The 20,157-nt window shown below is 64.1% G+C and carries 13 protein-coding genes, 1 rRNA gene and 1 riboswitch (1 of these 15 only partly in view); of the genes, 6 read left to right on the top strand and 8 right to left on the bottom strand.

Translation table 11 applies throughout. The features are described 5' to 3' along the window. Positions 1-1,241 (bottom strand): 16S ribosomal RNA (locus FIU28_RS04020) (it extends 246 nt beyond the left edge of the window). A gap of 810 nt (positions 1,242-2,051) precedes the next feature. Between FIU28_RS04020 and FIU28_RS04015 the strand changes: the two genes are divergently transcribed. Continuing rightward, positions 2,052-4,172 (top strand): M23 family metallopeptidase, encoded by a 2,121-nt coding sequence (locus FIU28_RS04015; RefSeq protein WP_143571797.1) that lies wholly within the window; start codon positions 2,052-2,054, stop codon positions 4,170-4,172. A 15-nt stretch (positions 4,173-4,187) separates the two neighbouring features. Here FIU28_RS04015 and chrA read toward each other — a convergent pair whose 3' ends face one another. Further along, entirely contained in the window at positions 4,188-5,582 is a 1,395-nt protein-coding gene (chrA, locus tag FIU28_RS04010) for a chromate efflux transporter (RefSeq protein WP_143571796.1), read from the bottom strand. A gap of 177 nt (positions 5,583-5,759) precedes the next feature. On the opposite strand from chrA, the gene FIU28_RS04005 reads away from it, so the two are divergent. Then, the gene (locus FIU28_RS04005) at positions 5,760-8,189 is read left to right on the top strand and encodes a hypothetical protein (protein ID WP_246660857.1); all 2,430 of its coding nucleotides are present in this window, start codon (positions 5,760-5,762) and stop codon (positions 8,187-8,189) included. 6 nt (positions 8,190-8,195) lie between these two features. Here the strand turns inward: FIU28_RS04005 and FIU28_RS04000 are convergent, their stop codons facing one another. Together FIU28_RS04000 and clpB are read right to left on the bottom strand one after the other, a co-directional pair. Continuing rightward, positions 8,196-8,885, bottom strand: coding sequence for an NAD-dependent dehydratase (locus FIU28_RS04000; protein ID WP_246660856.1), 690 nt, complete (start codon positions 8,883-8,885; stop codon positions 8,196-8,198). 44 nt (positions 8,886-8,929) lie between these two features. Next, positions 8,930-11,566 carry an ATP-dependent chaperone ClpB gene (clpB, locus tag FIU28_RS03995; RefSeq protein ID WP_143571795.1) on the bottom strand — a complete coding sequence of 879 codons (2,637 nt, stop codon included), beginning with the start codon at positions 11,564-11,566 and terminating at the stop codon, positions 8,930-8,932. A 223-nt stretch (positions 11,567-11,789) separates the two neighbouring features. Here clpB and FIU28_RS03990 point away from each other — a divergent pair, with 223 nt between their 5' ends. After that, entirely contained in the window at positions 11,790-12,575 is a 786-nt protein-coding gene (locus FIU28_RS03990; protein ID WP_143571794.1) for an MOSC domain-containing protein, read from the top strand. Positions 12,576-12,676: 101 nt separating this feature from the next. On the opposite strand, the gene FIU28_RS03985 is transcribed toward FIU28_RS03990, so the two are convergent. From FIU28_RS03985 to metX, 3 genes are all read right to left on the bottom strand, one after another. Beyond that, positions 12,677-13,288, bottom strand: a complete 612-nt coding sequence (locus tag FIU28_RS03985; protein ID WP_143571793.1) for a TIGR02594 family protein — start codon at positions 13,286-13,288, stop codon at positions 12,677-12,679. Between the two features lie 224 nt (positions 13,289-13,512). Beyond that, complete coding sequence (gene metW / locus FIU28_RS03980; protein WP_143571792.1) at positions 13,513-14,181, bottom strand: methionine biosynthesis protein MetW; 669 nt, start codon at positions 14,179-14,181, stop codon at positions 13,513-13,515. 1 nt (position 14,182) lies between these two features. Then, complete coding sequence (metX, locus tag FIU28_RS03975; RefSeq protein ID WP_143571791.1) at positions 14,183-15,376, bottom strand: homoserine O-acetyltransferase MetX; 1,194 nt, start codon at positions 15,374-15,376, stop codon at positions 14,183-14,185. 79 nt (positions 15,377-15,455) lie between these two features. Continuing rightward, positions 15,456-15,535: riboswitch (SAM riboswitch) on the bottom strand. Positions 15,536-15,772: 237 nt separating this feature from the next. On the opposite strand from metX, the gene FIU28_RS03970 reads away from it, so the two are divergent. Genes FIU28_RS03970 through FIU28_RS03960 form a run of 3 tightly spaced genes read left to right on the top strand, consistent with a single transcriptional unit; the run spans position 15,773 to position 18,696 of the window. Next, a complete protein-coding gene (locus tag FIU28_RS03970; protein WP_143571790.1) occupies positions 15,773-16,606 on the top strand; it encodes a chorismate mutase in 834 nt (277 codons plus the stop codon). Positions 16,607-16,648: 42 nt separating this feature from the next. Then, positions 16,649-17,761: a histidinol-phosphate transaminase gene (gene hisC / locus FIU28_RS03965; RefSeq protein WP_143571789.1), complete on the top strand. Its 1,113-nt coding sequence runs from the start codon at positions 16,649-16,651 to the stop codon at positions 17,759-17,761. Continuing rightward, positions 17,758-18,696, top strand: coding sequence for a prephenate/arogenate dehydrogenase family protein (locus FIU28_RS03960; protein WP_143571788.1), 939 nt, complete (start codon positions 17,758-17,760; stop codon positions 18,694-18,696). The genes hisC and FIU28_RS03960 overlap by 4 nt, the downstream gene beginning before the upstream one ends. A 183-nt stretch (positions 18,697-18,879) precedes the next feature. On the opposite strand, the gene FIU28_RS03955 is transcribed toward FIU28_RS03960, so the two are convergent. Next, positions 18,880-20,082, bottom strand: coding sequence for a DUF2125 domain-containing protein (locus FIU28_RS03955; protein WP_143571787.1), 1,203 nt, complete (start codon positions 20,080-20,082; stop codon positions 18,880-18,882). Positions 20,083-20,157 lie beyond the last annotated feature (75 nt).

The raw sequence follows: 20,157 nt of genomic DNA, 5'->3' as shown, positions 1-20,157 counted from the left end.
GACGGCTTTTTGAGATTTGCGAGGGGTTGCCCCTTAGCGTCCCATTGTCACCGCCATTGTAGCACGTGTGTAGCCCAGCCCGTAAGGGCCATGAGGACTTGACGTCATCCCCACCTTCCTCGCGGCTTATCACCGGCAGTCTCCCTAGAGTGCTCAACTAAATGGTAGCAACTAAGGACGGGGGTTGCGCTCGTTGCGGGACTTAACCCAACATCTCACGACACGAGCTGACGACAGCCATGCAGCACCTGTGCTCTATGCCCCGAAGGGAAGGTTCCATCTCTGGTACCGATCATAGACATGTCAAGGGCTGGTAAGGTTCTGCGCGTTGCGTCGAATTAAACCACATGCTCCACCGCTTGTGCGGGCCCCCGTCAATTCCTTTGAGTTTTAATCTTGCGACCGTACTCCCCAGGCGGAATGCTTAAAGCGTTAGCTGCGCCACTAGTGAGTAAACCCACTAACGGCTGGCATTCATCGTTTACGGCGTGGACTACCAGGGTATCTAATCCTGTTTGCTCCCCACGCTTTCGTGCCTCAGCGTCAGTAATGGGCCAGTGAGCCGCCTTCGCCACTGGTGTTCTTGCGAATATCTACGAATTTCACCTCTACACTCGCAGTTCCACTCACCTCTCCCATACTCAAGACTTTCAGTATCAAAGGCAGTTCTGGAGTTGAGCTCCAGGATTTCACCTCTGACTTAAAAACCCGCCTACGCACCCTTTACGCCCAGTGATTCCGAGCAACGCTAGCCCCCTTCGTATTACCGCGGCTGCTGGCACGAAGTTAGCCGGGGCTTATTCTTACGGTACCGTCATTATCTTCCCGTACAAAAGAGCTTTACAACCCTAAGGCCTTCATCACTCACGCGGCATGGCTGGATCAGGCTTGCGCCCATTGTCCAATATTCCCCACTGCTGCCTCCCGTAGGAGTTTGGGCCGTGTCTCAGTCCCAATGTGGCTGATCATCCTCTCAGACCAGCTACTGATCGTCGCCTTGGTGCGCCTTTACCACACCAACTAGCTAATCAGACGCGGGCCAATCTCTCGGCGATAAATCTTTCCCCGTAAGGGCTTATCCGGTATTAGCACAAGTTTCCCTGTGTTGTTCCGAACCAAGAGGTATGTTCCCACGCGTTACTCACCCGTCTGCCACTGACATATTGCTATGCCCGTTCGACTTGCATGTGTTAAGCCTGCCGCCAGCGTTCGCTCTGAGCCAGGATCAAACTCTCAAGTTGGACTTGAACTTTGAACCGGCTGATCACATCGTATTGACGAGGTCCCACCATACTTGGTCAATCAAGCCGAAGCTCGATCAACCTGCCGTCCGCGCTTCACAGCGCAAACAACGATGGTGTAACCTTTGTATCAAAACGTGTACCGCCGAAGTCTTTCGTCCGGCCTCAATCCCAAAACACCAACTTGCGTCGAATGCTTCCTGATCAAGACCCGCAAGGACTCCGCCGTCCACGTTTCTCTTTCTTCATCTAAACTTGTCAAACAACCCGATGCGCGAAGCATCGCCCTCCCCGTAAGGGAGAAATTTCGTCAGGCACTTCTACTTAAAGAAGACCGGCTCCCATCGGACGACAAATCAACCGACACCTATCGGCTGCTAAGTCACTCACCTTGATGAGGAGCACCAGAGGCACGAAAGCTTGCCTGGACCCGTGGGCCCCGGCGCCGCCGCGCTCAGTGGCCGGTTTATAGGCCCTCCTACTCGGATCTGTCAACGGCAATCGTCAGAAAAACGTCATCGCATTTCGGTACCCTGCCGGACGCCGAAAAGCTGAGGTTTTTCAGGGCATGCGCCGTATAAGAGCCACATTGCTCCGGCGTTCTGGCGGCAAGTCGGGCGAAAAAACTTCGCAGTCCCGCAAAGTTTTTGGGGATTGCAGCAAGGTTTCGAGCCGGACGCTCTCCTGACGGTCCACTTCGGCCGCTCGCCGGCGAGATCGGCGGGCAGCAGGCGGGATACAGCGTGAGATTTTGCAGCATTGACGTCCGGCGTGAGCGCCAGCATTTTGGCGCGACGTGTTTGGGCATCGATGCGAAGTTCTGGGGAAGTCTCTTCGCATGATGATGGAATTTGGGGGGACGCCGGTTTGAGCGCTGGGACGTCACGCGGCGGCAACTACAATCGCGAGACCGGGGTGATCGACCTCGGCCACGAGCCGCCGCTATCCGTCGATGGCTCGGAAGCCGCCGTCATCGACCGCCGCCGCGTCTCCGTCCAATGGTTCAGCGGCACGATCCTCACGGGTCTTTGCGGCGCAGCTCTGATCGGCGGCGCCGTTTTTGCGTCGCTGGACGGCGAAATGACATTCGCCAAATTGCCGGAGCGCGCCGAGGGCGCGCTGCGCGGCGCCTTTGGCGGCAATGACAAGATGGCCAGCCTGCACAAGAGCGACCGGCTGCCGCCGCCCAGCGAATCCAGCGCGGCGCGCCAGGTGCTGCGGGTCTCCACTGTCACGCGCGTCGGCAATCGCGACGTGATGCGGGTGCGGCCCTACATCCGGATATCCGGCAATCTGTCGATGGCGACCTCCGACCTCTCCGCCAAGATCCCGCCCTTCAATGCGCAGCGCATGCTGACCGATGTCGGCACCGCCGCAGTCGCCACCCCCGATGATGCGGCCGCCAACCCGGAGGCGGTGGAACCCGACGCCGAGGTTTCGTTCGTCACCCGCGATCTCGCGCAGGTGCTGCCAAAGGCCAAGCTCGGCGCCTCTGTGGCGATCGATGAAGTGTTGATGCGGGTGCGCGACGCGTCGAACTGGCGCGGCAATTCCGGCGTTCGCTATACCCTCGCCAGCGCCACCGGCGATATCGGCGCGCAGCCGGACATGAAGATGGCCTATGCCACCGAAGGCAGCACGGCCGACCCCTATGCCGGCTTCGAGACAAGGGTGATCCCGGAAAACGTCACACAGATGCCGAAGACCAAGGACCAGGTCACCGGCGGCAACCCGATCGGCGAACGCATCCATATCGTCAAGAAGGGCGATACGGTGCTGACGATTCTGCGCGACCAAGGCGCGACACCGGAAGACGCCAAGGCCATCGCCTATACGCTCGGCCCGCGCGGTCGTGACGGAGGCCTCCGCGAAGGCCAGAAACTGCGTATCCTGATGGCGCCCTCCGGCTACGGGCAGCGGCTGCAGCCCTACCGCGTCATCGTCGCCAATGAATCCACCATCGAGGCGGTGGCCGCCTTGTCGGACCTTGGCAAATATGTCGCTGTCGACGTATCCAGCATGAACACCGTGGCGGAGGCCCCCACCGCCGCCGATGACGACGATGACGATGACGGCACCGGGGTGCGGCTCTACCAGAGCGTCTACGAGACCGCGATGCGCAACAAGGTGCCGGCCACCGTCATCGAGGACATGATCCGGATCTACTCCTACGACGTCGATTTCCAGCGCAAGGTTCAGCCCGGCGACTCGTTCGACGTATTTTTTGCCGGAGAGGACGAAGGCGCCACCATTACCGAGAAGACCGAGGTGCTGTTTGCCTCGCTCACCGTCGGCGGCGAGACCAAGAAATACTACCGCTTCCAGACCCCCGACGATGCGATCGTCGATTACTATGACGAGACCGGCAAGAGCGCGAAGAAGTTCCTGGTGCGCAAGCCCGTCAACAACGCCATCATGCGCTCCGGCTTCGGCAGCCGCCGCCATCCCATCCTCGGCTATGTCAAAATGCACACCGGCGTCGACTGGGCGTCGCCCTATGGCACGCCGATCTTCGCCTCCGGCAACGGCGTGGTCGAGACCGCCGGCTGGGAAGGCGGCTACGGCAAATTCGTCAAGCTCAAGCACAATAACGGCTACGAGACCGCCTATGGCCATATGTCGGCCTTCGCCAAGGGTCTGGAGCCCGGCAAGCGGGTCCGCCAGGGCCAGGTGATCGGCTTCGTCGGCTCGACCGGCGCCTCGACCGGCGCGCATGTGCATTATGAAATCCTGGTCAACGGCCGCTTCGTCGATCCGATGCGGGTGAAACTGCCGCGCGGGCGCTCGCTCGAGGGCACGCTGATGGCCGGCTTCGAGAAAGAGCGCGACCGGCTCGATGCGCAGATGAACATGCGCGGCAATGGCGCCCGGGTCTCGGACGCCGCAGGAACGGTTCCTGCCGCACCGGTGCGGCAGACCAGCAACCGCTGATCGCCGACGCGCGCTTCAGATAAGCCCCGCCAGATAGAGCAGCACGCCGGCGCCGCAGCACGCGGCGAGCACGGTGAGCATGCCCATCCGGAAGCGGAAAATGGCAACTGCCGCGGCCAGCGATAGCAGCAGGGCGGCGGGATCGACGCTCGAAAACACCGGCATCTCGAATGACAGCCCGAACGACCGGACCGGCACCGCTTCGCGAAAAACCGTATGGATGGCGAACCAGATCGACAGGTTCAGAATCACGCCGACCACAGCGGCGGTGATCGCCGACAACGCGCCGGCCAGCACCTTGTTGCCGCGCATCGATTCGATGAAGGGCGCGCCGAGGAAAATCCATAGGAAGCATGGCGCGAACGTCACCCAGGTCGCCAGCAATCCGCCGAGGGTGCCAGCCAGCATCGGTGACAGCTGGCCGGGATCGCGGAACGCCGCCATGAAGCCCACGAATTGCAGCACCATGATCAGGGGTCCCGGCGTGGTCTCGGCCATGCCGAGTCCATCCAGCATCTCGCGCGGCTGCAGCCAGTGACAGTGCTCGACCGCCTGCTGCGCCACATAGGCCAGCACGGCATAGGCGCCGCCAAACGTCACCATCGCCATCTTGCTGAAGAACAATGCGATCTGGCTGAACACATTGGCCTCGCCATAGAGCACCAGCAGCGCGACCACCGGCGTGAGCCATAGCAACAGCCAGACCGCGCTGACCTTCAAGGCACGGGACAGGTTTGGCCGGACGTGGTCGGGCACTTCGTCGCTCATCAGGCTGTCGATCACCGCCCCCGATGGCACGACCCCATGGCCGACAACGGCGAATTCCGGACGTCCGGCGCGCGCGCCGACATAGCCGATCAGGCCGGCGCTGACGATGATCATTGGAAACGGCGCATCGAAGAAGAAAATGGCGACGAAGGCGATGGCTGCGAGGCCAATCATGACGCCATTGCGCAGCGCGCGCCGGCCGAGGCGCACCACGGCCTGGATGACGATCGCCAGCACCGCCGCCTTGAGGCCGAAAAAGATCGCCGCGACGATGCCGACGTGGCCAAACCCTGCATAGATATAGCTGAGGCCCATGATGGCGATGACGCCGGGCAGGATGAACAGCCCGCCAGCCATGACACCGCCGGCCGTACGATGCAGCAGCCAGCCGATATAGGTAGCGAGCTGCTGCGCCTCCGGGCCAGGCAGCAGCATGCAGTAGTTCAGCGCGTGCAGGAACCGGCTGTCGGAGATCCAGCGTTTCTCGTCGACCAGGATGCGATGCATCACGGCGATCTGCCCCGCCGGGCCGCCGAAGCTGAGCAGCGCGATCTTCATCCAGACCCGAAACGCTTCGCTGAAGCTGACGCCGTGGGTGGGTGGGACCGCATCGGAGGTCGAAGCGGCGGGCAGATCGGTCATGGAAACGTCCTTTGGCAGGGCGATATCTTTACCCCCAGGCGGCGACTGTCACGATAAATGGTACCGTAGGGCAACAGGGCACAAACCACCCGCCTCGGTAAATCGGTTGTTAGGTACTTTGGTGCAGGCTGGAAAGATTGCCGCAAAGCGGCGCCCTGCCCTTCCGGGAGCGATGCCTTGCCAATCCTTCTCCGCGCTCAGAGCCGCTTTGGCGTAGCGATTTTCGTGTTGGCCGCAGCCACGCTCGCCTACCAGATCCTGATCACCCGCTTCTTCAGCGTGATGCTGTATTATCACTTTGCCTTCGCGGCGATCTCGCTGGCCATGCTCGGGCTGACGCGCGGCGCGATGACGGTCTACGACCAGCCTGAGAAATATTCACCGGAGCGCGTCGGGGTGGAATTCGCCCGCCACGCCGCAAATTTCGCGATCAGCAGCGTCGGCGCCATGATTGCCTTCCTCTGCGTCCCGCTGGTGGTGCCGGCCGACGCCGTGGCGATCGCGCTGGCCGTCGTCGCCTTCGCCTTCGTCATGCCGTTCACCGAAAGCGGCGTCTGCATCACGCTGTTGCTGACCCGCCTGCCCTATGGCGGCGGCTGGCTCTATGCCTCCGATCTTTCCGGCGCCGCGCTGGGCTGCCTCGGCGTGATCTTCGTGCTGTTGCTGATCGATCCGGTCAGCGCGACGCTGTGGATCGGCGCCTTCGCCGCGGGCGCCGGCTGGATGGTCGCGCGCCCCGAAGGCGACGCCCGGGCGCGGCGCTTCAGCGGTGCCGTGGCGCTCGCGCTGGCCGGCGCGGCGGCGCTGCATACCGGGTTGGCTGCCTCCGGTCACAGCCATCTCGGCGTGTTCTGGGCCAAGGGCGAAGCGCAGACCGGGACGCTGTTCGAGCGCTGGAACACCTATTCCCGCGTCCGGGTCACCGGCGAGGGCGAGAGCACGCCGGCCGGTTGGGGCATGTCGCGCGCGCCGCAGGGCAAGATCGAGCAGAAGCGCCTCGACATCGACGCCGACGCCGCCACCGTCATTACGCGGTTCGACGGCGACCTCGCCAAGCTTTCCTACCTGCAGGACGACGTCATCAACGGCGCCTATCTGGTGCAGCCGCCGAAGGCCGTCGCCGTGGTCGGCGTCGGCGGCGGACGCGACGTGCTGTCCGCTTTGTATTTCGGCGCTAAAAGCATCCGCGGCATCGAGATCAATCCGGCGATCTTCGAGGTGCTGACCGACAAGTTCGCGGATTTTTCCGGCCATCTCGACCGCCAGCCCGGCGTGGCGCTGGTCAATGCCGAGGCCCGCAGCTACATCAACCACTCCCCGGAACGCTACGACCTCGTGCAGATCTCGCTGATCGACACCTGGGCCGCCACCGCGGCCGGCGGGCTGACGCTGACAGAAAACCGGCTCTACACCGTGGAGGCGTGGGGAGATTTCTATCGCGCGCTGAACCCCGGCGGCATGTTGTCGGTATCGCGCTGGTACGAGCCGAACGGCCACCGCGGCGAGTTCTACCGGCTGGTCGCGATCGCAGCGGAGGCGCTGCAGCGCAAGGGCGTGCCGGCTGCGGAACTGTCCAGACATGTGATCGCGCTGAACGTCGGCGGCATCGTCAACGTCATCAGCCGCCCCGACGCCTTCACCGCGGCTGAGTGGCAGAGCGCGCGCCAAAGGCTCACGGCGCAGGGCTTTACCATCCTGCTCGGGCCGGACGTCGCGTTCGACACCGTTACCACGACCATGCTGTCCGGAAAGGCCGACAGAGCGTTCTTCGACTCGCTGCCGGAAAACGTCGCGCCCTCGACCGACGATAATCCGTTCTTCTTCTACACCTCGCGGCTTGGCCTGGACACCTTCTCGTCCGGCAAATTCGCGCACGCCAGTTCGGCGGTCTCGACCACGCTGGCGCTGGTGCTGGCGGGATTGCTGGCCTGCGTGGCCTATATCGTGCTGCCCTACCTGCGCGCCGCCCGGACGATGCCGTTATCGACGCTGACGCCGCCGGTCGCGTATTTCAGCGCGATCGGCATGGGCTTCATGCTGATCGAGATCTCGCAGATGCAGCGGCTGATGGTGTTCCTCGGCCACCCTGTCTACGGGCTCGGCGTCGTACTATTCACCATCCTGCTGTTCGGCGGCATCGGCAGCGTCACCGTCGGCGCCAATCCACCGCGGCCGGGCGCCGTGATCGCGCGCGTGGTCGCTCTGCTGGCCGCGTTGGTCGCCGCCGGCCTGTTGACGCCCTGGGTCAGCGACTTCGCCAAGTCCGCGACCACCGAGATCCGCATCGTCGTGTCCATCTTTCTGCTGGCGCCCCCGGCGTTCTGCATGGGCATGATGTTCCCGCTTGGCCTCAGCATCTGGCGACGCCACGCGGATCTCCTGCCGTTCTTCTGGAGCGCCAACGGCATCACCTCGATGCTCGCCTCCGCGCTAGGCATGGCGCTGTCGATCGAGTTCGGCATTGCCAAGACTTATGCTTTGGGCACGTGCTTCTACGCGGTGTGCGCGGTGATGATCCTGGTGAGTTGGAAGTCGAATCGACTGATCACGTCGGTGCCGGAAAAGCCGGAAGAAGCGGCAGCGGTGGTTGCTCCGACAACGCCTTGACGACGCTTAATCGCCGGAAAGCCGCTCGGCCTCGACGATGTAAATGCCAGGAGTTCCCTCAATTGCCCCATCTATCAAAGCATCGGCGATCGCCGTCGCGGGGCTGATGCGGTAGCGTCGCGGCAGCAGCGGCCCGAGCATGCCAAGCACGACAGACGCGATGCGCTCAGCGGCGCGAAATTCATTGCGCTCGCCGCCGATCAGGCCTGGCCGAACGATCGTCAATGACGGGAATGCCAGCGCCTGCAAGTCGCGCTCCACCTCGCCCTTGGTGCGTGGATAGAGCAAGCGCGACGATGCATCCGCCCCCATGGAGGAATTCAGCGCGAAGCGGGTCGCCCCGTGCTCGCGCACCAGCCGCGCGACGGCGAGCGGGAAATCGTGATCGACCTGGCGAAAGGCCGCATCCGACCCGGCCTTGGCGCGCGTCGTGCCCAACGTGCAGATCGCGCCATCCACCGTCCACCATGCGGCGTCGACGGGGAGTTGCGCAAAGTCGACGATGGGGTTCTCCAGCTTCGTATGGGCCGCGAGCGGATGTCGCGTCGGCGCAATCACGGCCTCGATCCGGTCGTCAGCCAGCAGTCTCGTCAGCACGGTGGCGCCGACAAGACCGGTCGCTCCTACCAACAGAATTCGCATGAACGTATCGTCCTCGTCTGCGCTGCGCCGTCGCCGCCGGAAATTGTGGATCATGCGCTACGGGGCCGCAACGGCAAGCGTGCGGCCCCGTGTTTCACTCAGTTCAGCATCCGCTTTGCCGGCCGCTCGAACGGCTCGGTGTCGGCGGTATGAGGCGGCTGGCCGTTGAAGGTCAGCGCGCCGCCTTCGGTCGAGATGTCCACGTCGTCGCCGTCCTTGACGTCGCCGGCCAAAATCATCTCGGCCAAGGGATCCTGTACGTGGCGCTGGATCACCCGCTTCAAGGGACGTGCGCCGTAGGCGGGGTCCCAGCCCTTTTCAGCCAGCCAGTCGCGGGCCGCGGGATCGAGCGCGAGCTCGATCTTGCGGTCCTTGAGCAGGCTCTGCAGCCGCGCGAACTGGATCTCGACGATGCGGCCCATCTCGCTCTTCTGCAGCCGGTGGAACAGGATGATCTCGTCGACACGGTTTAGGAATTCGGGCCGGAAATGCCCGCGCACCTGCCCCATGACAAGATCGCGCACTTCGGACGTGTCCTCGCCTTCCGGCTGATTGACCAGGAATTCGGAGCCGAGGTTCGAGGTCATGATGATCAGCGTGTTGCGGAAGTCGACGGTGCGGCCCTGGCCGTCGGTCAGGCGGCCGTCGTCGAGTACCTGCAGCAGCACGTTAAAGACGTCGGGATGCGCTTTCTCTATCTCGTCGAACAGCACGACCTGATAGGGCCTGCGCCGCACGGCTTCGGTGAGTGCGCCGCCCTCGTCATAGCCGACATAGCCCGGAGGCGCGCCGATCAGGCGGGAGACCGAGTGCTTCTCCATATATTCGGACATGTCGAGCCGCACCATCGCGGTATCGTCGTCGAACAGATACGACGCCAGCGCCTTTGTCAGTTCGGTCTTGCCGACGCCGGTCGGCCCCAAGAACATGAACGAACCCATCGGCCGGTTCGGGTCCTGCAGCCCGGCGCGCGAACGGCGCACCGCGGTCGCGACCGCATGCACGGCCTCGGCCTGGCCGACGACGCGTTCGGCCAGCGACTCCTCCATCCGCAGCAGCTTGTCTTTCTCGCCTTCCAGCATCTTGTTGACTGGCACGCCTGTCCAGCGAGAGACCACCTCGGCGATGTGGTTGGCGGTGACCGCCTCTTCCATCATCTCGCCGTGGTTTTCCTGCGCCTCGGTATCCGCCAGCTTCTTTTCCAGCTCCGGAATCCGGCCATAGGCCAGCTCACCGGCGCGCTGATATTCGCCGCGGCGCTGGGCATCGGCGAGTTCCAGCCGCAGCGCTTCCAGCTCGCTCTTCAGCTTCTGGGCGTTGGACAGCTTGTTCTTCTCGGCCGACCAGCGCTGCGTCAGCGCGGCCGACTTCTCCTCGAGTTCGGCCAGTTCCTTCGACAGCGTCTCCAGCCGGCTCTTCGAGCCCTGGTCGGTCTCCTTGCGCAAAGCCTCCTGCTCGATCTTGAGCCGGATGATCTCGCGGTCCATCGAATCCAGCTCTTCGGGCTTGGAATCGACCTGCATCTTCAGCCGCGCCGAGGCCTCGTCCATCAGGTCGATGGCCTTATCGGGCAGGAAGCGGTCGGTGATGTAGCGGTTGGATAGCGTGACGGCCGCGACCAGCGCGGAATCCGTGATGCGGACGCCGTGGTGCTGCTCGTACTTGTCCTTCAACCCACGCAGGATCGACACGGTGTCTTCCACCGTCGGCTCGGCGACGAAGATCGGCTGGAACCGGCGCGCCAATGCGGCGTCCTTTTCCACATGCTTGCGATATTCGTCGAGCGTGGTGGCGCCGATGCAATGCAGCTCGCCGCGCGCCAGCGCCGGTTTCAAGAGGTTGGACGCGTCCATCGCGCCCTCGCCCTTGCCGGCGCCGATCAGCTGATGCATCTCGTCGATGAACAGGATGATGCCGCCTTCGGCGGAGGTCACTTCCTGCAGCACGGCCTTCAGCCGCTCCTCGAATTCGCCGCGATACTTTGCGCCGGCAATGAGGGCGCCGAGATCGAGCGACAGCAGCTTCTTGTCCTTGATGCTGTCCGGCACGTCGCCGTTCAGGATGCGCAGCGCCAGACCCTCGACGATCGCGGTCTTGCCGACGCCGGGCTCGCCGATCAGCACGGGATTGTTCTTGGTGCGGCGGGACAGGACCTGGATGGTGCGGCGGATCTCCTCGTCGCGGCCGATCACCGGGTCGAGCTTGCCGTCGCGCGCCGCCTGGGTCAGGTCGCGGGCATATTTCTTCAGCGCATCATAGGCGTTTTCGGCCGTCGCGGAGTCCGCGGTGCGGCCCTTGCGAAGCGCATTGATCGATGCGTTGAGGTTCTGCGGCGTGACGCCGCCTTTGGCGAGCAGGCTGCCGGCCTCGGACTCCTTGTCGAGCGCGAGCGCGAGCAGCAGCCGCTCCACCGTGACAAAGCTGTCGCCGGCCTTCTCGGCTGCCTGTTCGGAGGCTTCCAGCGCGCGTGCCGTCGCCGGTGCCAGATAGACCTGACCGGCCCCTGCCCCTGACACTTTCGGCATCTTGCCGAGTTCGGCCTCGGTCGCCTGCAGAATCGAGCGCGAATTGCCGCCGGCGCGGTCGATCAGACCGCCGGCCAGCCCCTCGCTGTCGTCGAGCAGGACTTTCAGGATGTGCAGCGGCGAGAATTGCTGGTGGCCCTCGCGCACGGCCAGGGATTGTGCCGACTGGATGAAGCCGCGCACGCGTTCGGTGTATTTTTCGATGTTCATGGTTCGATGTCCCTCGGCCTGCCATTTTCGCCCCGAAGGCACGAAAGAGGCATCTTCACTGGGTTTCCGCGGCTCCGCATTGACAGTCGTCAACCGGACACGGTCGTCGCCGGTCTAAAACCCGGTTTGATGCAAATATGGGCAGCTTTGGCTGGAGCGGAAGAGAGCGGCAGAAAATTTTGGCCAATCTGGTGCGCCCGGCGAAATTCGCTTAAATCAGGCGATGCCTGAAAATCATCCCGCCTCCGTCGCCAACCTGTATCGCTACCCCGTCAAGGGCCTGACGCCCGAACAGCTTTCCGAAGTGACGCTGTCGGTCGGCCAGCCCCTGCCAGGCGACCGGCGCTATGCGATCGAGAACGGGCCGAGCGGGTTCGACCCGGCGGCGCCGCAATATTTTCCCAAGACGAAGTTTCTGATGCTGATGCGCAACGAGCGGCTGGCCGGCTTGCGCACCCATTATGACGACGCCAGCCATGTGCTGACGATCCGCGAGAATGGCGAGGAGACGGCGCGCGGCCATCTCGACAGCGCCGAAGGGCGCACGGCCATCGAGCAGTTCTTCGCTGCGAACTTTGCCGACGATCTGCGTGGGCCGCCGAAAATCCTGTTCGCCGACGGGCACAGCTTTTCCGACGTCGCCAGGAAGGTGGTGTCGATCATCAACCTCGCCAGCGTGGCCGCGCTGGAAGGCGAGATCGGGCAGTCCGTGCACCCGCTGCGGTTTCGCGGCAATCTCCATGTCGCGGGTTGGCCGGCATGGCATGAATTCGAGCTGATGGACCAGGTGCTGTCGATCGGCGGGGCCCGGCTGAAGATCGTCAAGCGCATCGTGCGCTGTGCCGCCACCAACGTCGATCCCGACACCGCGGCGCGCGATCTCACGATCCCCGCGACGTTGCAGAAGACCTATGGCCACGCCGATCTCGGCGTCTATGCCGAGGTGATCGGCGGCGGCGTGGTCGCCGCTGGCGATACAATTGAAGTGGAAGCGCCGACCTTCCTGTAGCCCGGATGACAATCCGGGGCCGGCCGATCCACAACGCCGGCCCCGGATTGCGTCACCGCGCCGAGACGCGGCGCGGCGACTTCATCCGGGCTACACGAGCCTCAGCTCGTCGGCATCACATAGGCGTAGATGCGGCCGCGCGAGTACACCGACTCCGCGACGCGGTTGCCATGGTTGCCCGACACGATGATGGGATTGCCTGACGCATCGATGCCGCTGACGACACCGACATGGCCGCCGCGACGGCCGCGCGACATCACGGCGATGGCGCCGACCTGCGGGCCCGAGATGCGCTGGCCGTAGCTCGAGAAAGAGCGCGCCATATCCGAGCCGGTCCCCTGATGGCCGGAGCGCTGCAGCACCATGTTCATGAAGCGCGCGCACCACAACCGGCCGCGACCGGTCGGATTGCCGCCGATGTATCGCCGGGCTTCCGCAACGACGTTGGACGAACCGAAGCTGCTGTTGTTCGAAAAGGATTCGGCGGCACTGTCCGCGCTCTGCAGCGTCGCCTCGCGACGCGAGATGCGCATGTGACGGCGGCCGTGATGACGATGGCCGGCTGCGTGATGCTTGTAAGAATGTGAATGGGCGTGATGCCCGCGGTGCTTGGGTTTTGCTGAAGCTGGAGTAGCGATCGCGAAGATGAGGACCGAGCACATCGCCAACGCAGAAATGCGAAGCGCACGGTAGAAAGCATTGAACTGAACCATACCTATTCCTTGTTACGCCCCCGAACTCATCGACCCCTTTGAGGCCGACAACGGAATGGCTAGAACAGATTTTGGTGTGGCCAGAGCAAGGCACGAAGCGAGGTCATTTCGTGACGTCGCGATCACATTGATGCCTCAGGCGTGAAAGCTATGCAGCAAAGCGATCAAAATGCCGGAAGCCATGCAGCGGGAACCCGCAAAAGGTATCATCCGCAGGTTTTTCGTTAACGAATCTTGCCCGCGCGGCTGAGCAGGAAGACGCCCTGTTCGCCGAACATGTTCCAGAACCACCACGGCGCGTTCAGCCGCAACGGCCGGCCGTTGAGATCGAGCGCCACGGCGCGCTCCATCTTGACGTTGGTCTCGTCGCATAGCTGGACGAAGTCCTTGATGGTGCAGAAGTGGATATTCGGCGTGTCATACCACGTCGCCGGCAGGTTCTCGGTGCGCGGCATGTGGCCGCCGACCAGCAACTGCAACCGCATCTTCCAGAAACCGAAATTCGGAAACGAGACGATCGCGCGGCGGCCGATACGCAGCAGATTTTCCAGCACCACGCGCGGCTGTCGTGTGGCCTGCAGGGTTTGCGACAGGATCACATAGTCGAAGGAATCGTCGGGATAGTTGTCGAGGTCGGTGTCGGCGTCGCCCTGCACCACCGCGAGGCCCTTGCGGACGCAGTGATTGACGCCCTCGCGCGACAATTCGATGCCGCGGCCATCGATGCCGCGCGTCTCCAGCAGTTGCAGCAGATCGCCGTCACCGCAGCCAACGTCGAGCACTTTCGAGCCGCTCGGTATCATGCCGGCAACCAGCAGGTGATCGCCGCGGTAGATTACTTCGTTGCTCGTCGTCGGCGTCAGCAGCGGCAGGCCCTCTTGCAGAACGGACATGCTACTTCTCCACCAGGCCACGCACCGAGGCCGCGGAATCCAGGAAGGCACGGGCGATCTCGAGGAATTCCGGCACGTCGAGCAGGAAGGCGTCGTGCCCCCTGTCGGTTTCGATTTCCGCGAACGAGACCCGGACGCCGCCGGCGTTCAGCGCATGCACGACGTTGCGCGATTCCGAGGTCGGAAACAGCCAGTCGGATGTGAAGGACATCAGGCAGAACCGCGTCTTGGTATCGCGAAACGCTTCCGCGAGCACGCCGTCATGATCGGCGGCGATGTCGAAGTAGTCCATCGCTCGGGTGAGATATAGATAGGAGTTGGCGTCGAAGCGCTCGACGAACGACGAGCCCTGGTAACGCAGATAGCTCTCGACCTGGAAATCGGCATCGAACGAGAAGGTCGGCAGATCCCTGTCCTGCATGCGGCGGCCGAACTTGCGATGCAACGCGGCGTCGGAGAGATAAGTGATGTGCGCGGCCATCCGTGCGACGCCGAGGCCGCGATGCGGATGCACGCCCTCCTCGAAATAGCGGCCGCCGCGCCAGTCGGGATCGGCCATCACCGCCTGGCGGCCGAGTTCGTGAAACGCGATGTTCTGCGCCGAATGCCGCGTGCTGCAGGCGACCGCCAGCGCGGAGAACACGCGGTCAGGATAGGCCGCGGTCCATTGCAGCGTCTGCATGCCGCCCATCGAGCCGCCGACCACGCTGAACAATTGATCGATACCGAGCCGATCGATCAGCATCGCCTGCGCGCGCACCATGTCGGGGATGGTGATGACCGGGAAATCCAGCCCCCACACCTTGCCGGTGGCGGGGTTGGTCGAGGCGGGGCCGGTCGACCCCATGCAGCCACCGAGCACGTTGGAGCAGATGATGAAGTAGCGGTCGGTATCGAGCGCCTTGCCGGGGCCGACCAGGGTCTGCCACCAGCCGGGCTTGCCGGTCACCGGATGGGTATTGAAGACGTGCTGATCGCCGGTCAAAGCATGGCAGACCAGAATGGCGTTGGACTTGTCGGCATTCAGCGTGCCGTAGGCCTGGTAGGCGATCTGGAACGGGGCGAGATCGATGCCGCAATCCAGCCGCAGCGGCTGGTCGGCGCCGAACAGCGCGACCTGCGAGGTCGGATGGTCCGCCTCCTGCCCGCGTTCGTCGGCCTTGACCGGGCCTTTTACCGATTGGATCGTGACCATCTTGATACCGGCCTCCTCGGGAGGTTCTCAGCACGGACAAGCCATAAAAAAACCCGGCCTGAACATAGGTTCGGCCGGGATCAAACTGTCCCCGGCCTGTTTAGCGAATTATTTAACGTGGCTGCAAGCCGGCCGGCTCAAATGACCACGAAGTCGTGAGATATTAGTCCCACGGTGCCCCTCCGTCAAGATGCGGAGAACGATACCTCCCAGCGTCCGGCGCTCTTGCGCGTTCTCCGGGCTTGGAGGAGAACACCTGCCTCTCCCCCGTCATTGCGAGGAGCGAAGCGACGCGGCAATCCAGAGCCACGAACTCGGCAAGGACTGGATTGCTTCGTCGCTTCGCTCCTCGCAATGACGGCGGATAGGCCTCAGTCAAACCGCCAAGGTCTCGCCATGTCCACCAAGCCACCTGCCCCGCCGTCGCTGGAAGTGCTCCGCCAGGAGATCGACAGCATCGACGCGCAGGTCCATTCGCTCTTGATGCAGCGCGGCGACATCATCGACCGGCTGATCTCGGTGAAGCAGACCCAGGAGGTGGGCTCCGCGTTCCGCCCGGCGCGCGAGGCCGACATGATGCGCAGGCTGGTACAGCGCCACCGCGGCATCCTGCCGATCGACACCGTCGAGAGCATCTGGCGGGTCATCATTTCCACTTTCACGTATGTGCAGGCGCCGTTCTCGGTGCATGCCGACCTGTCGCTCGGCGAGCCGGCGATGCGGGATTCCGCGCGCTTCCACTTCGGCTTTACGGTGCCCTATGTGGCGCATTTCAGCGCCCAGGCCGCCGTCGAGGCCGTCGCCAAGTCCAAAGGCGACCTGGCGCTGGTGTCGGCGACGTCGAGCCGGACGCCGTGGTGGCTTGAGTTGGAGCCGCAGGGCATGCCGAAAATCATCGCCCGGCTGCCGTTCATCGAGCGCGCCGACCATCCCGCCGCGCTGCCGGTGTTCGTGGTGTCGCGCGTTGCCGACAGCGCGATGGTGACAGAGGTCGAGATGTGGAGCGTGCGGGTGTCCGGCTGGAACGCCGAGACCGCGCGCGCGCTGTCGCCGCTGGCCGAGATCGTGGCAGTGCCCGATACCGCGTTCGACGGCGCGGCACTGCTGATCTCGATCACGTCCGCCACCAGCCTGGAGCATATCAAGGCCGCGTTGATCGCGGCCGGCGCCTCGGTGCGCTCCTCTGCCCTCGTCGGCAGCCACGCAACCCGCTATACCGTGCCCGGCTAGGGCCTCGTGATCCCCAAGCAAATTGATCGTCTGGAGTTGAAGATGTCCCGTCCCGTGCCGAAAGCCGGCATTCTCGATATTGCGCCCTACACCCCCGGCAAGAGCCCGGTGGTCGAAGCCGGCCGCAAGACCTACAAGCTGTCCTCCAACGAGACCCCGTTCGGCCCCTCGCCGCGCGCCAAGGAGGCTGTGGCCGCGACCGCCGCGCATCTCGAGGATTATCCGGAAGGCACGTCGAAGGTACTGCGCGAAGCGATCGGCCGCCGTTACAGCCTCGATCCCGCGCGCATCATCTGCGGCGCCGGTTCCGACGAGTTGCTGAACCTGATCGCCCACACCTATCTCGGCCCCGGCGACGAGGCGATCCACACCACGCATGGCTTTCTGGTCTACCCGATCGCCACCTCGGCGAACGGCGCCACCAATGTGATCGCGGCGGAAACCGACTTCACCTGCAACGTCGACGCAATCCTGGCCGCGGTGAGCCCGCGCACCAAGCTGGTGTGGCTGGCCAATCCGAACAACCCGACCGGCACTTTTCTGCCCTATGACGAGGTCAAGCGGCTGCATGCCGGCCTGCCCTCGCATGTCATTCTGGTGCTGGACGCGGCCTATGCCGACTACGTCTGCCGTCCCGACTACGACAGCGGCTTGGAGCTGGCGAGCACGACCGAGAACACCGTGGTGTCCTACACCTTCTCCAAGGTGCACGGCCTCGCAGCCTTGCGGATTGGCTGGATGTATGGCCCGGCCCACATCATCGACGCGATGAACCGCATCCGCGGGCCGTTCAACGTCTCGGCGCCGGCGATGCTCGGCGCGGTGGCGGCGATCGAGGACACCGCACATGTCGAGATGTCTCAGGCCTTCACCGTGAAGTGGCGCAACTGGCTGACCGAGGAAGTCAGCAAACTCGGAATCAAGGTGACGCCCAGCGTGGCGAACTTCATCCTGATGCATTTCCCGGATACGCCGGGCAAGACCGCGCTGGAAGCCGACGCCTACCTGACCCATCGCGGCCTGGTGCTGCGCTCGGTCGCCAGCTACGGCCTGCCCAACGCGCTGCGCATGACGATCGGCACCGAGGAAGCCAACCGCTTCTTCATCGAAACGCTCCGCGCCTTCATGACGGCCAATACGCCGGAGACGAAGTGACTGCTCAGCCGCCTTTCAGGCGCATCGCGCTGATCGGGCTTGGACTGATCGGCTCGTCGCTGGCGCGCGGCATCCAGCAGCTTGGTCTGGCCGGCGAGTTGGTGGCGACCGATGCGTCCGCTTCGGTGCGGGCGCGTGCGGTCGAGATCAAGCTCGCCGACCGCATCGCGGACGACAATGCCAGCGCGATCAAGGACGCCGATCTGGTGATCGCCTGCGTGCCGGTCGGCGTGTCCGGCGCGGTCGCGGAGAGCATCGGGCCGCATCTGATGAAGGGGGCAATCGTCTCCGACGTCGGTTCGGTGAAGTCATCGGTGCTGAAGGCAATGGCCGCGCATTTGCCGGATCACGTGCACTTCATCCCCGGCCATCCCGTCGCCGGCACCGAGAATTCCGGGCCGGATTCCGGCTTCGCCGAATTGTTCAGCAACCGCTGGTGCATTCTCACGCCGCCGGACGGCGCCGACGCCGCGGCGGTCGAAAAGCTGGAGCAGTTCTGGAGCGCACTCGGCGCCAATGTCGAGATCATGGACGCCGAGCGCCATGACCTCGTGCTGGCCGTCACCAGCCACCTGCCCCATCTGATCGCCTATACGATCGTCGGCACAGCCGACGAGCTCGAGGACGTCACCCGCTCGGAAGTGTTGAAATTCTCCGCCGGCGGCTTCCGCGATTTCACCCGCATCGCGGCGTCCGATCCGACGATGTGGCGCGACGTGTTTCTCGCCAACAAGGACGGCGTACTGGAAATGCTCGGCGCGTTTCAGGAGGACCTGTCGAAGCTGACCCGCGCGATCCGCCGCGGCGACGGCGAGGCCTTGTTCGAGCACTTCACGCGCACCCGCGCGATCCGCCGCGGCATCGTCAGCATCGGCCAGGACGAAGCGGCGGCGGATTTCGGACGCAAGCATACGGCGCTGAAGAAGGCGGAGTAGTAGCGCTCTCTTCCTTCCTTCTCCCCTTGTGGGAGAAGGTGGCGCGGACGAAGTCCGCGTCGGATGAGGGCGAGTGGCGAGGCTCGGAGTTTGCGGCACCCCCTCACCCGTCTCGACCGCTACGCGGTCGATCCACCCTCTCCCACAAGGGGAGAGGGAAAAGAACCCCTGCTTTGCGACCTATTAAAACAACGGCGGGATCTGCGCGATCTTCAGCGACGCCAGCATCACCGCGCCATCGACGAATTTCAGCGGGAAGCTGCGCGCCTTCTTGCCTTCCAGCATGGTCTCGGTGCCGAGCGAATTGATGCCCGCGGCGACGCCGGTATTGGCGTTCTGGCGCACCATCCGTCCCAGGCCCGGGATCGCGCGGTCGAGCGCGCCGAGCACATTGTTAACGTCGGCGCTCTTCACGCCCGGCGCGAAGCGATCCAGTGCCGCCTGCGGCACGCCCATTTCCAGCAGCTTGTCGATGCCGAGCGCCGGGATCAGCTTCTCCAGCCCGGCCACCGTCATCTGCAATTCGCCGTCGAGATTGCCCGCCGCCGTGAGGCCCAGCGAGCCGGTCGCCAGCGACACCATTTCGCCCTGCTGGACCCGCGACTGCACGATCTCGACGCGGCCGCCGGCGGCCTGCAATTCGCGGAAACGCTGCGGCCAGGGTTTTGGCGAGACGTCGGTCAGCCCGCTGAGCCGGGTGCGGATATCGGCGTCGAACGGCGTTTCCAGCAGCGGATGGACGTCGAGGATGCTGCCGCCGGTGAGTTGCAGCGCGGATTCGAGAATCGGCTTGTCCGGCGTCGAACCTTCGGCGGCGCGGCCGTGCAATTCGATGTGCTGGACGCGCACGGTAGCGGACTGAACGGAGCCCGCGATGCGATCGACCGAGGCGTTGTCGAATTCGAGGTCCGCGCTCTCAGGCGTGCCCGGCAGGCCGACGACGCTGCTGCGGCCCAGCGTCCAGTTCACCGCCATCGCCGGCTGGCCGTTCTGGGACAGGATCGCCGGCGCCTTGAACTCGGCGATCAGCAGCTTCGGGCTGTAGATCTGCGCGACCACCAGGATCTCGCCGAGCTTGGCGGTGATCGGGGCCTGCGTCGCCGCCTGTCCTGCAGTCTGCGACAACAACGCGACGCTAACGCCGCTGCAGCGGACTTCGAGCCGGAACGGGAAGCCCGCCACCGAGCGGTCGGCGCAATCATAGATCCGCCCGGCCGCGGCCTCGCGGGCGCGCCAGGCGTCGACGTTCTCGTCCACCTTGGAGGCCGCAAAGAACCAGAAGCCGGTCCATGCCGCCGCCAGAACGACGACGAGGACGGGCAGGATGAACACGGGCCACAATCGGCGCTGGCGCGGCAGGACTTGATCGGAGGGATAATCGGACATGGCGGGACGTAGAGCCTATGATTTTGTCAAATCGACGATGACGGTAGGTTGATGCAGCGCGCAGCCCGGGGTTGC

The organism is Tardiphaga sp. vice154 (genome assembly GCF_007018645.1).
In the GTDB taxonomy this organism is placed as follows: domain Bacteria; phylum Pseudomonadota; class Alphaproteobacteria; order Rhizobiales; family Xanthobacteraceae; genus Tardiphaga.
This window is presented reverse-complemented; position numbering and strand designations above follow the sequence as displayed.

Bases quoted from the DNA above. Each gene is read 5' to 3' on its own strand.
- FIU28_RS04015 (WP_143571797.1), top strand. From the start codon at position 2,052: ATGCGAAGTTCTGGGGAAGTCTCTTCGCATGATGATGGAATTTGGGGG.
- chrA (WP_143571796.1), bottom strand. From the start codon at position 5,582: ATGACCGATCTGCCCGCCGCTTCGACCTCCGATGCGGTCCCACCCACC.
- FIU28_RS04000 (WP_246660856.1), bottom strand. From the start codon at position 8,885: ATGATCCACAATTTCCGGCGGCGACGGCGCAGCGCAGACGAGGACGAT.
- clpB (WP_143571795.1), bottom strand. From the start codon at position 11,566: ATGAACATCGAAAAATACACCGAACGCGTGCGCGGCTTCATCCAGTCG.
- FIU28_RS03990 (WP_143571794.1), top strand. From the start codon at position 11,790: ATGCCTGAAAATCATCCCGCCTCCGTCGCCAACCTGTATCGCTACCCC.
- FIU28_RS03985 (WP_143571793.1), bottom strand. From the start codon at position 13,288: ATGGTTCAGTTCAATGCTTTCTACCGTGCGCTTCGCATTTCTGCGTTG.
- metW (WP_143571792.1), bottom strand. From the start codon at position 14,181: ATGTCCGTTCTGCAAGAGGGCCTGCCGCTGCTGACGCCGACGACGAGC.
- metX (WP_143571791.1), bottom strand. From the start codon at position 15,376: ATGGTCACGATCCAATCGGTAAAAGGCCCGGTCAAGGCCGACGAACGC.
- FIU28_RS03970 (WP_143571790.1), top strand. From the start codon at position 15,773: ATGTCCACCAAGCCACCTGCCCCGCCGTCGCTGGAAGTGCTCCGCCAG.
- hisC (WP_143571789.1), top strand. From the start codon at position 16,649: ATGTCCCGTCCCGTGCCGAAAGCCGGCATTCTCGATATTGCGCCCTAC.
- FIU28_RS03955 (WP_143571787.1), bottom strand. From the start codon at position 20,082: ATGTCCGATTATCCCTCCGATCAAGTCCTGCCGCGCCAGCGCCGATTG.